The sequence below is a fragment of the Niallia nealsonii genome (assembly GCF_002835805.1).
GTDB classification, from domain to species: Bacteria; Bacillota; Bacilli; order Bacillales; family Cytobacillaceae; genus Niallia; species Niallia nealsonii.
This window is the reverse complement of record NZ_PISE01000021.1, coordinates 1-14,901: the sequence shown is the minus strand read 5'-3', so window position 1 is coordinate 14,901 and position 14,901 is coordinate 1. Positions and strand designations below refer to the sequence as shown.

General features: G+C 33.0%; 14 protein-coding genes and 1 riboswitch. Of the genes, 5 read left to right on the top strand and 9 right to left on the bottom strand.

The window, feature by feature from the left end; all coding sequences use genetic code 11:
* Positions 1-266: 266 nt before the first annotated feature.
* Entirely contained in the window at positions 267-1,601 is a 1,335-nt protein-coding gene (locus CWS01_RS10600) for a 5'-deoxyadenosine deaminase (RefSeq protein WP_101177173.1), read from the bottom strand.
* Between the two features lie 71 nt (positions 1,602-1,672).
* Positions 1,673-1,772: riboswitch (purine riboswitch) on the bottom strand.
* Between the two features lie 187 nt (positions 1,773-1,959).
* On the opposite strand from CWS01_RS10600, the gene mgtE reads away from it, so the two are divergent.
* The 3 genes from mgtE to CWS01_RS10585 all read left to right on the top strand — a co-directional run bounded on the left by mgtE (position 1,960) and on the right by CWS01_RS10585 (position 5,595).
* On the top strand, positions 1,960-3,318 hold the full coding sequence (gene mgtE, locus CWS01_RS10595) for a magnesium transporter (protein WP_101177172.1): 1,359 nt from the start codon (positions 1,960-1,962) through the stop codon (positions 3,316-3,318).
* Between the two features lie 257 nt (positions 3,319-3,575).
* The gene (locus tag CWS01_RS10590) at positions 3,576-4,742 is read left to right on the top strand and encodes an FtsW/RodA/SpoVE family cell cycle protein (protein WP_101177171.1); all 1,167 of its coding nucleotides are present in this window, start codon (positions 3,576-3,578) and stop codon (positions 4,740-4,742) included.
* Between the two features lie 400 nt (positions 4,743-5,142).
* Complete coding sequence (locus CWS01_RS10585) at positions 5,143-5,595, top strand: Dps family protein (protein ID WP_101177170.1); 453 nt, start codon at positions 5,143-5,145, stop codon at positions 5,593-5,595.
* Positions 5,596-5,645: 50 nt separating this feature from the next.
* Here CWS01_RS10585 and CWS01_RS10580 read toward each other — a convergent pair whose 3' ends face one another.
* Entirely contained in the window at positions 5,646-6,545 is a 900-nt protein-coding gene (locus tag CWS01_RS10580; protein WP_157827628.1) for a diacylglycerol/lipid kinase family protein, read from the bottom strand.
* A 161-nt stretch (positions 6,546-6,706) separates the two neighbouring features.
* Between CWS01_RS10580 and CWS01_RS10575 the strand changes: the two genes are divergently transcribed.
* Together CWS01_RS10575 and CWS01_RS10570 are read left to right on the top strand one after the other, a co-directional pair.
* On the top strand, positions 6,707-7,363 hold the full coding sequence (locus CWS01_RS10575; RefSeq protein ID WP_101177168.1) for a potassium channel family protein: 657 nt from the start codon (positions 6,707-6,709) through the stop codon (positions 7,361-7,363).
* A gap of 165 nt (positions 7,364-7,528) precedes the next feature.
* The gene (locus tag CWS01_RS10570; RefSeq protein ID WP_101177167.1) at positions 7,529-9,043 is read left to right on the top strand and encodes a mechanosensitive ion channel; all 1,515 of its coding nucleotides are present in this window, start codon (positions 7,529-7,531) and stop codon (positions 9,041-9,043) included.
* Positions 9,044-9,220: 177 nt separating this feature from the next.
* On the opposite strand, the gene CWS01_RS10565 is transcribed toward CWS01_RS10570, so the two are convergent.
* The 7 genes from CWS01_RS10565 to CWS01_RS10535 form a co-directional block, all read right to left on the bottom strand.
* The gene (locus tag CWS01_RS10565) at positions 9,221-9,991 is read right to left on the bottom strand and encodes a divergent polysaccharide deacetylase family protein (protein ID WP_101177166.1); all 771 of its coding nucleotides are present in this window, start codon (positions 9,989-9,991) and stop codon (positions 9,221-9,223) included.
* Between the two features lie 102 nt (positions 9,992-10,093).
* A complete protein-coding gene (locus tag CWS01_RS10560; RefSeq protein WP_101177165.1) occupies positions 10,094-11,167 on the bottom strand; it encodes an ABC transporter substrate-binding protein in 1,074 nt (357 codons plus the stop codon).
* Positions 11,164-11,967 carry an ABC transporter permease gene (locus CWS01_RS10555; RefSeq protein WP_101177164.1) on the bottom strand — a complete coding sequence of 268 codons (804 nt, stop codon included), beginning with the start codon at positions 11,965-11,967 and terminating at the stop codon, positions 11,164-11,166. The genes CWS01_RS10560 and CWS01_RS10555 overlap by 4 nt, the downstream gene beginning before the upstream one ends.
* The gene (locus tag CWS01_RS10550) at positions 11,967-12,767 is read right to left on the bottom strand and encodes an ABC transporter permease (RefSeq protein WP_101177163.1); all 801 of its coding nucleotides are present in this window, start codon (positions 12,765-12,767) and stop codon (positions 11,967-11,969) included. The genes CWS01_RS10555 and CWS01_RS10550 overlap by 1 nt, the downstream gene beginning before the upstream one ends.
* Positions 12,764-13,864 carry an ABC transporter ATP-binding protein gene (locus tag CWS01_RS10545; protein WP_101177162.1) on the bottom strand — a complete coding sequence of 367 codons (1,101 nt, stop codon included), beginning with the start codon at positions 13,862-13,864 and terminating at the stop codon, positions 12,764-12,766. The genes CWS01_RS10550 and CWS01_RS10545 overlap by 4 nt, the downstream gene beginning before the upstream one ends.
* A gap of 58 nt (positions 13,865-13,922) precedes the next feature.
* Complete coding sequence (locus CWS01_RS10540) at positions 13,923-14,462, bottom strand: helix-turn-helix domain-containing protein (RefSeq protein ID WP_101177161.1); 540 nt, start codon at positions 14,460-14,462, stop codon at positions 13,923-13,925.
* 187 nt (positions 14,463-14,649) lie between these two features.
* On the bottom strand, positions 14,650-14,901 hold a 252-nt coding region (locus CWS01_RS10535), incomplete at its 5' end, for an IS3 family transposase (RefSeq protein WP_157827627.1).

Genomic DNA, 14,901 nt, shown 5'->3' with positions numbered 1-14,901 from the left:
TTGATTACCATAAAAATTCCAGCTCATTATATAAAGATATAATCATTATCTTTTTCTCCCACCTTAGTTTATCAAAGTTAAAGGAAAATATCTTATTAAATATTTATTGCAAAGTAATTTTTTTAGTAAAGGAAATGCAAAAAAGCAAACTTGATTGTTTTGACTCGATCAAGTCTGCTGATACCTGCAAAAGGATGCTTTTATTCCTATCACTTTTCTGTATTTAGTCTACATTCACGGACAGCAACATCCCCAATATAGTTGCTTTATCTTATATTTGATCGTCTTAGCAGCCGTTTAATACTGGTATTTGATTCTTTTAAAATTATCTCTTTGTCTAATGTCTTCATCATTTTATTCTCCATGACAATTTTCCCATCAATTATCGTAGTTTCTACATCTGCTCGGGTAGCAGAATAAACAATGCGTGAAATAGGATCTACGTCATAGGAAGGGTACGTATGAAAATTATGAAGATTTAAGATGGCTAAATCTGCTCGTTTCCCCACTTCAATGCTGCCTATTTCTTTCTCCATGCCAACTGCCCTTGCTCCTCCAATTGTAGCCATTCGAAATACAGTTTTTGCATCCATAGCAGTTGGTCCATGTATTGGTTTTTGAATAAGGGCCGCTAGTCTCATTTCATTAAACATATCTAAATTATTGTTGCACGGTGCCCCATCTGCCCCTAAGCTGACAGACGCATGATTACAAACTAGGTAAGGTGTATCAGCAATCCCTGATGCAAGCTTTAAATTAGAACCTGGGCAATGGCTGACATGAACTCCTTTTTCTTTAATAATTCGTTTTTCTTCCTCATCCAGCCAAATGCAATGCGCCAATATTAACCGATCGTTCGCCAAACCTAAATGATCCAAATAGACAACATTACGCATCCCTGTTTCTTTCTGTACTATTTGAATTTCTCCTTGGTTTTCTGACGCATGGGTATGGACTTTAACATGATAGTGGTCTGATAAACTTTTCACCTCTTTTAATAATTCCTCTGTACAAGAAACGACAAATCGAGGAGAAAAGGCATATTGTATTCTGCCATTATCAAACCCATTCCATTTCTCTAATAACTCAACACTTTTGCTAATAGACTCTGTCGTTTTTTCTTGAAGAGGAAGAGGAACTTCATCCCCTTTATCCATCATCACTTTTCCTGAAAGAGCACGTATCCCGCTTTCTGCAATTGCTCGAAAAGCATGTTCTGTATGATGTACCGTTTCCATGTCCACAATGGTTGTTGTTCCACTTTCAATCAGTTCGCCAATGCCAAGCATGGCAGAATAATAAATTGATTCTTCATCATGGGCAGCCTCCAGTGGCCAAATACGATTACGAAGCCAATCCATCAGCTCCAAATCGTCTCCTTTTCCTCTAAATAATGTTTGGCATAGATGAATATGTGTCTGAACAAATCCTGGAATAATGGTACGATTAGTGCCATCAATAATTTTATCTGCAGTATTTACATTTAAATTCGTTCCAATTTGTTTAATCTTATTATTTTCAATCAGCAAATCACCAATGAATATTTCTTCCTTCCTATTCATTGTGATAATTTGGATGTTTTTTATCAGTATAGTCGTCATGAAAACTCCTCCTTTAATTCTTAGCCCTTTTAATTGCCAATACCAACAAAAAAGCTACGAAAAATATGCAAAAATTATTGCACATTTTTCGTAGCTAGAAATTTACGGTTTCTAAGTAGAGACCCTTAAACCAATTTTTAAGGATATACGAATGAGATATGAAAGCTTATATTCTCATTGTAAATAATAAAAATTTTTTCGCAATTAAATTGTCAGAAAATATAACAAACTTTTTATTCTAGAATTTCTTTTTTATTTAAGAATTCATAAATTTATCCATTTCATTCTATTGATTTATTACATATAATAATACAGGGTATACACCTATGATCTTTTCTTGGAAGGGAGCGTGAGAAGTATGATTCAAAACATGACAGAAAATCAAATCACACTTCACATCATTAATGCATTAAAAGAAAATGAAAAATCAACTTTTGACTCTATCGTTGATGAATTACAGCCATACGATATTGCTCAAATATACGAAAGTCTCCCCGATGAGCATAGGACCCATTTTTTGCTCTTTTTAAATATGGACTTACTTGCAAACCTACTAGAAGAATTAAATAAAGAAGAGCAATTAGAAGTCTTAAATAAACTTGGCATCGAAAAAACCGGGAAAGTCCTTGATTTAATGGATAATGATGATTTAGCGTCATTACTGAATGAATTGTCGCCTAAACGTATTGAACAGCTTCTTTCAGGAATGAAAAAAGAAGAATCGTTAATTGTTCAAAACTTAATGAACTATCCAGACGAAACAGCGGGGCGTCTAATGACGAACCGTTTTGTATGGATTCGCGACTACTATACAATAAGAGAAGCGGTTGACAAACTGAAATCATTCGCCGATTTCGCAGAAACGCTCAGTTATTTATATGTTGTGGATCAAAAAAGAAAACTTGTAGGCGTTGTCTCCTATAGAGACCTATTAATTGCAGAACCGCAAGAGAAAATCCGCAACATTATGTATGAACGAGTTATTAGCGTATCAGTTGACCAAGATCAGGAAGATGTAGCACAAACTATTCAAAAATATGATTTTTTAGCTATTCCAGTTGTAAATGAAGAAAATGTTCTTATGGGAATTGTAACAATTGATGATATGATTGATGTTGTCATACAAGAAGCGGATGAAGATATTCAAAAACTTTCAGCTGCTGGTAAAGCCATTGATTTTGATACAAAAGCAATTGTTGCGGCATACAGAAGACTGCCTTGGTTAATTTTACTTTTATTTATAGGGGTTGTATCTGGAAGCATCATCAGCAATTATTCTGATATTTTAAGCAAAGTTGTCGCACTTTCCTTTTTTATGCCGATGATTTCTGGCATGACTGGAAATACAGGTACTCAATCATTGGCAGTAATCGTTCGTGGACTTATCTCCAATGATATTAACAAAAAAATAGTTACGCATGTAATTATAAGAGAACTTGCCGTAGGATTGATTATTGGATTAACTTGCGGAATTTTCATTACATTAATCGCCTATTTTTGGCAAGGTGATCCAATATTAGGGTTTGTTGTTGGCAGCTCTTTATTTTTCACACTAATCATTGGTACACTGTCTGGAACCATTATTCCATTGATTTTGTATCGATTAAAGATTGACCCAGCAGTTGCATCTGGCCCGCTTATTACAACATTAAATGATATTTTTTCCTTATTTATCTATTTTGGAATTGCGAAAATTTTCCTGACTCATTTGTTATAGAAAGAGCGGCTTTTATCGATGCGAGCTTTCCAATAGGAAAGCTCGCATCGATGAAGTCACTCTTTTCTTATTTTTGGAAAGTTTTGCACCATCTTCCCTTATCCTCTTAAGCATTCTCATAAAAAAATTCTAATTTTAAGCAAGTCTTAATCTATCTGTCATAAAATAAAAAAATCGAAACAATATTGTATCGTTTATCGTCTAAGTTATGTGGACTTTTTACAATAGCAATCTAATGCATTAAGGAGTTTAATAGTATGCAACGTAGTAAAGATAGTTTTTCAGATAAATTTGATTGGACATTATGCCTTCTTTTACTAATATTTTGTTTAATTAGCTGCTTTTCTATTTTCAGTGCCCAAAAAGAAGGAGCATCTTTTTTAACATCGCAAATTTTCTGGTATGTCATCGGATCAGGAGCAGTTGCTTTATGCCTCTATTTCGATAATGAACAGTTTAGAAAAATGACTTGGTATCTTTATGGATTTGGACTATTTCTGCTTATAGGGCTTCTTATCTTGCCAGCATCCAATTTTACCCCCATCATTAATGGGGCAAAAAGCTGGTATGTCATCCCAGGCATCGGGAGCATTCAACCCTCTGAATATATGAAAATATTTTATATACTCGCATTATCAAAAGTCATGTCCCTTCATAACGAGGAAACTATTTATAAAACCATAAAAACCGACTTTATTTTATTAAGCAAAATAAGTTTAGTTGCTTTTTTTCCCATCGCTTTAGTTATTAAGCAGGATTTGGGTACAACTCTTGTTCTCATCGCTATACTTGCCGGCATGATACTGGTGTCCGGAATAACGTGGAAAATTATTCTCCCGATATTCAGCGGTATTGCAGCATTTGCTTCCCTTGTATTATATTTAGCAATTTTCGCCAGAGAATTTTTAAAAAAATACTTAGGCATTAAAGAATACCAATTTGCCCGCATTAATTCCTGGTTAGATCCAGAAAAGGCTGGCGATGATGGCCTACAGCTTGTCAAATCCCTAAGAGCGATAGGATCAGGTCTTGTTTCGGGCAAAGGGATTGGCAATATTGATGTATATATTCCAGAGAGGCACACCGATTTTGTGTTTACTGTTATTGGGGAAGAGTACGGTTTTATCGGAAGCAGCTTAGTCATCATTCTGTATTTTCTATTAATTTACCATTTAATTCGCACTGCATTTTCAGCAACTGATGCGTACAGCATTTATATTTGTGTAGGCGTCATCAGCATGATTACTTTTCATGTATTCGAAAATGTCGGCATGACCATCCAACTGCTTCCTATCACAGGAATACCACTGCCCTTTATCAGTTATGGCGGCAGTTCTCTTATGACGAATATGCTGGCAATGGGTCTAATTTTCAGTATACGTTATCATCATAAAAGCTATATGTTTTCTTCTAAATCATATTGATATAACGGAAGGTGAGAAAATAGTCTTTCTCATCTTTTTTATTATTTTTACTACCTCGATCTTTACTACGATATATATCACTCCTTTTTATTTTTTTATAAAGTAATCGTTTAGTATTAAAAATGTAGGGAACTATTATCACTATATATGTCCTTCGTTCTCAATAATAACAATCGAATATTATTAATATTATTGTAAATAATAAAAAGATGAATTTGAATATTCTATGAAAAATAAAGAATAATCTACCATTTTTTTGCTTACTATGCTATTTTTTTAGTAACACATAGCGTTTAAATTTATAATAAGATTTAAATTAAAATAATTATAAATAAGTATTGATTTTAATTTAGAATTTGTTATAATTAATTTATAAATTACTTGAAGGGAGTTTTTAAAAATGGGATTACAAACAAAAGTAGAATTAGAAAAAGAATTAAATGTACAAATTGCTAACTGGAGCGTTCTTTACACAAAACTTCATCAGCATCACTGGTATGTGAAAGGTCCTTTGTTCTTTACATTGCATGAAAAATTTGAGGAATTGTACAATGAAGCAGCCGCAGCTGTTGATGAAATTGCTGAAAGATTATTAGCAATCGGAGGAAAACCTGTTTCTACTTTAAAAGAATTTATAGAAACTTCCACTCTAACAGAAACAACAGAAAAATTAACAGCTTCTGAAATGGTTCGTTCTTTAGTAGAAGACTTCAGCCAAGTTAATACACAATTAAAAGCACTTGCAGAGCATGCAGATCAATTAGATGATACGATTACAAATGATCTTGCTGTAAGTCTAATCGGCAACATCGAAAAACATGTTTGGATGTTAACTGCTTACCTATCTGAATAAGCTATAAAGACCGTCTAAAGTGATAAAATAGACGGTCTTTTCTATAAGCTTTATGCTATCCCAACAGGTTTAAGGAAACGAAGATGCCCTGGAAGCACTTTTATATCACTTGGTGTCGTTGTATAAATTTCTCCATCCATATCCACATCTAAGTTTTCTTCTGCCGTGATTTTCACTTCTTTTACTCTGTAATAAATAATTTCCTCTTGCACAATTTCATCAGAAGCAACTTTTCTCATAGAAAAAATATCTTTCACTGCTTGAAAATTTGGGTTTTTAATAATAAATACATCTAAATATCCATCCATATAATCAATAGCTTGAAAGGGAAGCATTTTCCCTCCCAGATACTTTCCATTGGCTACTAATACCATAGCGGCTTGCAATTCTATGACTTTTCCATCCGCTTCTATCTTTAGAAAAAACAGATCTGCTTGCTTTAACGTCCTAACAGCACTTAATAAATAGCTTGCTTTTCCTAATACGTTTTTTTCTCCCAATTTTATATTATTAGAGGTTTCCGCAACTAAGCCAATTCCAAAAAAGTTCAAAAAATAATCTTTATTCACTTTTCCTATATCTACAAGCACTTCCTCTCCACGTATTAGCTCCTCTATAGCCATTTCAATATTTTGTGATATATTTAATGATCTAGAAAAGTCATTGCAAGTTCCTCCAGGCAAAATCGCAAGTGTTGGTCTTTTTAGAAGATTAGATAATCCATTAATGCACTCATGGATAGTCCCATCCCCTCCTAGTATAATTACTAGATCAACTTGCTCCCCAAATGTTCGGCATAATTCTTTTGCGTGTTGAGCATAAAATGTTTGATATACATGCACTTCTTCTAATTCTCTTGATAATGTTTGCATAATACTACCTATTAAAGAGTGTATCTCTTGGTTCCCTGAATTCCCATTATATAGAAGTAATCCTTTTTTATATTTCATTCCTTTCATCCTCTCTTAACTTGCTATTCTTTACCCATTTTGTCAAAAAATAATGCGGGGAAAGAGGGAAAAACATAAGGAATCAAAGGCTATTCCTCCCATTCCCAACTAATTCTCTTTATAATAATGATATAACTGCATTATAAATTGGAGGTTTATAGATGAATAAACAATTTGTTGTCATTGGCCTAGGGAATTTTGGAGGAAGTCTTGTAGAAGTATTTTATGAAATGAAAGCAGAAGTGATGGCCATAGATCAATCTATTGAAAGAGTAGAAAAATATCAAGGACTTGCTACACATTGTGTTCAGCTTAAAACCTTGTCGATGGAATCTTTTGCTCAACTTGGTCTTAGAAATATGGACCATGCCTTTGTTTCATTTGGAGATGATGTAGAGTCAAGTATACTCGCAACCCTTATTTTGAAGGAACTAGGAATTAGTCAAGTATGGGTAAAGGCTTCGGATAATTATCATAAAAGAGTGCTAGAAAAAATAGGAGCCGATCGCGTTATTCATCCAGAAAAAGATATGGCAAAAAGAATAGCTCATCATGTTGTTTCCGAAAAAATGATTGATTATATCGAACTGTCTAAAGAACATGGAATAGTGGAAATGGTTGCCTCTAAAAAGGTTCATCAAAAGACACTTTTAGAACTAGATATACGTGCAAAATTTGGCTGTACGATTATTGGCATTCAAAGAAAAGGAGAGACCATTGTATCTCCTTCTGCGGATGAATATATACAAAAAGGCGATACATTAATAGTGATCGGTAAAAACGAAGATATATATAAATTTGAAGAAGAGGGTCTTTAAGAAAGAGGGAGTATTTTTCCCTCTTTTTTTGTACAGTAAACTTATTTTCTCAATTCTTTCTCCTTTTTTTCCTAAAGGGTCATTTTTTCATTTTTTTCCGTTTATTCAAATAATGTGGGGGTAAATGTTAATTAATCTACTAGGAATATAAGGAGTGATAATTGTATGAACAATACAAATTTTTGGAATGGGTGGGGCTATTATTTAGATAGACTTCCTGACTTTCTATTAGCAATTTTAGTATTAATCATTGGATGGATTATTGCTAAATTTATTGAAAAGGCAATTCTTAAAGGGTTACAAAAAACAAATCTTGATAATAAGCTTTTCAGAGAAGGCACAAAACCTAATCGAAAATACTCTTCTGAAAAAATTATAAGCAAAGTAATTTATTATATCTTATTGGTATTTGTATTTACATTATTTTTTAATATATTAAATTTAACGGCATTTACTGCTCCATTAGTTAATATGCTTTCCTCTCTGTTAGGAGCAATACCAAATATCCTAAAAGCTGCTATTATTTTAATATTTGCTTGGATTGTCGCCTCAAGCTTAAAGTTTATCATCAAAAAAGCCGGCAGCACTTTACAAGCCCATGAAAAACTTCAAAAGTGGAATGTTACAGAAGGAAAAAATCATACCAATATAGTGGACAAAGTTGCTGCTATTAGTTTTTACTTTGTACTATTATTATTTTTGCCTGCCGTATTAGGTGCTTTAAACCTTCAAGGTGTTTCGGAACCATTTACTAATATGCTTCATAATATTCTAGCATTTTTGCCAAAATTATTAGCTGCTGCCTTAATTGTATTAGTTGGATATTTTGTTGCAAAAATCGTCCGTACCATTGTTACAAACCTTCTCCAAAGCATTGGCATAGAAAATTTAGTGCAGCGCATTGGTTTAAATAAGTTATTTGAAAATACTAGTTTATCTTCTATTATTGGCAATATCGTTTTTATTTTCATTATGATTCCAACTATTATATCTGCATTAGATAAGCTGGATATTCAAGGGATTTCTGATCCTGCTATTAAGATGCTAAATGATATTCTAACAATGATTCCAAATATAGCTGTTGCGATTTTCTTAATTTTAATTGGTGTTTGGTTAGGAAAATGGGTAAAACAAATGGTTGTTGCCTTATTAGTAAACTTAGGATTAGATTCTTATGTACGTAAAATGGGCATTAAAGCAACATCAAATATTTCATCCATCATCGGTTCTATTGTACAAGTATTAATTGTATTCTTGCTTGCCGTACAAGCTCTAAATTTAGTAGGATTACAATTTTTAGTAACTCTTTCTACTGCTGTTGTAGCCTATTTGCCGCAAGTTATTGCAGCTATCGCTATTATCGGAGTAGGTTTATGGTTAGGCTATTTAGTTCAAAGGATTTTAGGCGGATTCTTACAAGGCGCTCATTTCCGCTTGCTTCCTGCAATTGCTAAATATGCAATTATCACTATTTCTATCTTTATGGCACTAGATCAATTACGCGTTGCTTCATCTATTGTCAACTCTGCCTTTATTCTCATACTCGGTGGATTAGCATTAGCTTTTGGACTTGCCTTTGGACTTGGCGGAAAAGATTTTGCTGCCAAACATTTGCGCAAATTAGATACCGCAATGGAAAATACAAAAGTCAATAAAAATAATGATGAAAAAAATATCTAAGCTTGGTAAAGAAAATTGATATGAAACCCGTTTCATAGTTTACACTTAAAAAGAAGAAGGATATATCAGCGTTATGTATAAACAATTTATACAGCGTGATGATATATTCTTCTTTTTTATGGCATTTTTTTATTTATCACTATTTAACTGGCAATAAAATCTCCACTAATTAAAGCTTCACTTTATTAATTCATAACCATCTACCAGTTTAGACAGCGGTACAATATCTGCCTCTTGCTGGAAAACAGGAATATATTCTTTTAAAACATTTACCACCATTGGCCCTGAGACTCCTACATGACCAATAGCAATTAACTTCTCTTGATCATCCAGTTCATTTGCTACTTTATTTGCCTGTTTGACAATATGCTGATTAGAATAAACATGATCAAAAAATAAATTATTTTCTAAATAAGGTACATGCATTTCTTCTGCTAATTTTTTGATCACACTATTTCCCGTTGTTTTGCTGTCTAAATAGAATAAATTATGTTTTAGACATTCGTCTAAAATGATGCGCATTACTCTTTCATCTTCTGTCGCTTTGGATCCCATATGATGGTTCATACCGACCGCAAATGGAATACTCTCTATTGCATCTTTTGTTCTTTTTCTTATTTCCTTGTCACTTAAATCTGTTGTGATAGCCCCAGGTCCCAGCCAACTTTTTTTCCCTTTTTTTGGCTCCAATGGCAAATGTACAATAACTTCATGCCCTTTTTTATGCGCTCTAACTGCATCCTCCTTGCTCGTTGGCAAAAATGGCATAATAGCTGCTGTTATAGGAACAGGAAGATTCAGCATATCTTCTGTTCCCTTCATGTTATTGCCAAAATCATCAATAACAATTGCCAATGCTTTTTTGCTTTCTTTTTCTTTTGCATGGATAGCTGCATTCATAGGAAAGGAAAAGAACAGCAAAATTATTAACATGACTTTTTTTATCATAACTTTCACCTCTTTTTTATAGTATTTTCTAATCTGAATTTCTTCATCCTATAAAAAGAAAATGAATAGCAAAAAGCTGGGCATCTTATGCCCAGCTTTTTGCTACTTACGATGCATTTTAAATTCTAAAAACAAATCATTATATTCTGCAAGTGATTTTTGGCCAAGATTTTCGTACACTTCCAATTTAGCAGTCATTGCTTCATCTAAATAAAAGCGTTTATCTTCTATAGTCTCTTTCGGCAAATATTTCATTGCTGCTTTATTTGGCGTAGAATAACCCACATATTCTGTATTTTGCGCAGCATTTTTTGCATCTAGCATAAAATTGATAAACTTATGTGCTCCGTTAATATTTTTAGCAGTTTTAGGAATTACCATATTATCAAACCAAAGATTTGACCCCTCTTTTGGAACTACATATTCCACCTCTTCATTTTCCCACATAATCTCTGAGGCCATGCCAGACCATAAGACGCCTACTGATGCTTCACCATTTTCAATCAACATTCTAATTTCATCACCAACAATTGCTTTTACATTAGGGGTTAACGTATCCAATTTTTCTTTTGCTTCTCTTAAATGCTGATGGTTTTTATCATTTAAAGAATAATGTAGACTATTTAAACTCATCCCCATTATTTCTCTTGCACCGTCCACCAATAATATTTGGTTTTTTAAATCTTTATCCCATAAATCTTCCCACGAAGTTATTTTTTTGCCGTTTAACATATTAGAATTATACACAATTCCCACTGTTCCCCAAAAGTATGGAATAGAATATTTGTTTTCCGGATCAAAAGATAAATCCATAAATCGCCGATCAATATTTTTTACATTTGGTATCTTCGAATAATCAATTGGAAGAAGCAAGTTTTCTTCTTTCATCTTATCTATCATATATTCAGATGGAATAGCGATATCATAATTTGTTCCACCTTGTTGGATTTTTGTCATCATCGCTTCATTTGAATCAAATGTCTCATAAACTACTTTTATTCCTGTTTCCTTTTCGAACTTCTTAATTAAGTCAGCATCTATATAATCTCCCCAATTATAAACGGTTAACGTATTGCCGCTTTTGTAGCCACTCGATGAATTCAATTTATCCACTATAACCAAAAGTGCAATGGCTAATACTACTATAATAATAAGCCCACGCAGGAGTGATTTCATTTGTTCACCCCCATATTAGACCCTTTACTTGTTCTTCTATTAATGAAGTAGTAGCCTACAACAAGCAATAACGTGAACAGAAATAATATTGCCGACAATGCATTAATATTTAAAGAAACGCCTCTCCTAGCTAATGAATAGATTTCAACAGATAATGTGGTAAATCCATTTCCTGTAACAAAAAAAGTTACGGCGAAATCATCTAATGAATAGGTTAATGCCATAAAAAAGCCTGCATAAATTCCTGGAGAAATATATGGCAAAATAACTTTCGTAAGAACGTCCTTCCAACTTGCTCCCAAATCAAGTGCTGCATCCACTAAGTTCACACTCATCTCTTGAAGCTTTGGCAATACCATAATAACTACTATAGGAATAGAAAAAGCAATATGGGATAATAAAACAGATACAAAACCTAGTTTTATTCCTATAATTGTAAATAAAATAAGGAAGGATGCCCCAATAATAACATCAGGACTAACAATTAATACGTTGTTTAAAGAAAGAATTCCATTCTTCCATTTCTTCTTTTGGAACATCGAAATGCTAATTGCTCCAAGCACACCAATAATTGTTGCGATAAATGCAGATAACAAAGCAACAATTATCGTATTTAGCACAATGATGAATAGCCTCATATCATCAAACAATTCTTTATACCACTTTAAAGTAAATCCTTCAAAATGGTGCATCATGCCTCCGCTATTAAAGGAGTAAAAAATAAGGTAAAAAATAGGAGCATATAAAACAACAAAAACAAGTACTAAATAAGCAATAGAAAATCCAGATAATTTTTTCATTATTTATGCTCCCTCCTTTTACTCCCAGTAAGAATCATTATTAATATCATGATCATAATAAGGAATACCGCAATAGTGGAGCCCATACCCCAATCTTGTGTAATTAAAAAATGTTGTTCGATGGCCGTTCCAAGGGTTATAACCCGGTTTCCTGCAATCAATCTTGTAATCATAAATAAAGATAATGCTGGGATAAAAACAGCTTGGCACCCTGACTTTACTCCATCAATCGTTAACGGAAAGATAACCCGTTTAAACGTAACCCAAGTTGAAGCTCCTAAATCTTGCGATGCATCTAAAAGACTCCCATTCAGCTTTTCCAGCGAATTGAAAATAGGCAAAATCATAAATGGGATAAAAATATAAACACTTACAAATAAAAAACTGAAATCAGTAAACAAAATTTGCTTTTTACCAATGCCAACAAATTCTAGCAGTTCATTTGCTTCTCCATATGTTCCAAAAATACCTAAAAATGCATATGCTTTTAATAATAGATTAATCCATGAAGGCAGGATAATTAATAATAGCCACAATTGTTTATGTTTTGTTTTGGTTAAAAAGTAGGCTGTTGGATAGGCAATAAGCAAAGAAAAAAGTGTAATTAAAAATGCATACCAAAAGGAACTTAAGGTCATTTTTATATAAACAGGTGTAAAGAACTTCTGATAATTAACTAAAGTGAAATTCCCTTCGATATCAAAAAAAGAATAATAAATAATTAGTGCCACTGGCGCTATAACAAATAAAGCAATCCAAAGATAATAGGGTATTGTATACCACTTCACTCTATTTTTCATTTTGTCACTCCGTCATATGCTTCTAAACGACGATCAAACTCTTCTTCTGTTTCTCCAATTCGCATAACATGAATAGCTTCTGGTTCAAAGTTCAGCCCGATTTCTTCTCCTACCGCAGCTTTTTTTGTCGAATGAACAAGCCATTCATTTCCTTCTTCATCGTAACAGCAAATTTCATAGTGAACCCCTCTAAACAATTGACTATCAACCTTTACTTTTAATTTCCCCTTATCCATAGAAGTAATCTCTAAATCTTCAGGGCGTATAACCACTTCTACTTGTTCATTCGAATGAAATCCTTGATCTACACATTCGAATGTTTTACTGCCAAATTGTAAAAGAAAATCCTCTTTCATAAATGCGGAAACAATATTAGACTCGCCAATAAAGTCTGCTACAAAACGATTAATTGGCTCGTCATAAATATCTATCGGTGTTCCGCTTTGTTCTACCTTTCCTTTATTTAAAACAAAAATTTCATCAGACATGGCTAACGCCTCTTCTTGATCATGTGTAACAAAAATAAAGGTAATGCCTAATCTTCTTTGCAGTTCTCGTAATTCATATTGCATCTCTGTTCGCAATTTTAAATCTAAAGCTGAAAGAGGCTCATCTAATAGAATGACTTCTGGTTCATTAACAATTGCTCTAGCAATCGCCACACGCTGTCTTTGACCACCTGACATTTCATTAATTTCTCTATATTCATAGCCTTCTAAGTTTACAAACCGTAATGCTTCTTCCACTTTTTTTTCAATCGCCTTCTTTTTCCACTTTTTTATTTTAAGTCCAAAAGCAATATTTTCAAAAACATTTAAATGGGGGAATAAAGCATAATCTTGAAATACTGTATTTACTTGCCTTTTATTTGCAGGTATTTTATTAATAATAGATCCATTAAAAAAAATGCTGCCTTTTGAGGGCTGCATAAAACCTGCGATCAATCGCAATATAGTAGTTTTCCCACATCCAGATGGTCCAAGTAGGGTATAAAACTTTCCTCGCTCTATTTCAAAGCTAACATCGTCTAATACAAGCGTATTTTGATCATATACCTTCGATACGTTTTCAAATCGTATAATGGGTTGATCCGGCATAATATCCTCCTTTAATTACATTTTTTTATTATTTTTCTCTCTTTATGCAAAAGCAAACCTATAAGTAAGATTCTGTTGCAACAAGAATTAGTTCAGAAGCTCCATCAAATACATTTATTAGCTGATGTTCATCTATTGCATGGAAATAAAAGGATTCATTTTGTTTTGCTTTATATAATTCTCGTCCTAATCTTAAAGCTACTTCTCCTTTTAATATATAAATAAAGGTTTCAGACCTTGATGGTTCAAATTTTTTAAATTCACCTTTTGCTGAAAAAATTAACTTGATCGGCTCCATTTCTTTTTCATTAGACTCTGGAACAAGCCACTTCACATGATAGCCGCGTTCTTCCTCATAAAAATCTGTCATATCTTCTTCTCGATAGACCACTTTCTGCTTAGAATCTTCATTAAAAAATTCTGTTGGAGAACATCCTAATACTTCAAGAATATCAAATAATGTTTCAATAGAAGGAGAGCTTAAATCTCGTTCTAACTGAGATATATAGCCTTTGCTTAAATCTGTTCTTTCTCCTAATTCCTCTTGTGTTAATCCCTTTTTTAATCGTAAATTTTTTATTTTTTTGCCAATATCCATTTTTCTACCTACTTTTTGTTTAGAAATAGTAAACTTTCAATCAATATTGTTTAGTATTTTTAAACATAATGTTTAATTTAGCATTATTTATTATACAATAAACGAAATAGAGTGCAATATATACTAATAAAAAATAAAAAAGCTAGAAATCTGGTCTTACCCCTGTCAAGTAGACAGCACAAAAAAACTATGCAACTAACGCGTGTCGGTACTCAACTGGCGCGCGTTGTTTTAGTCTTTTTTGAAAACGTTTATAATTATAATGATAAATATATTCCTCAATTGCTTGTTTAATTTCTTCTTCTGATTTACACTCTATCCTATACAACTTCTCTGTTTTGAGATGTGAAAAGAAGGATTCAATGCAGGCGTTATCCAGGCAGTTTCCTTTGCGAGAGTGGCTGCCTTTAATGCCGTATTCCTCTAATCGTTTGTTGTA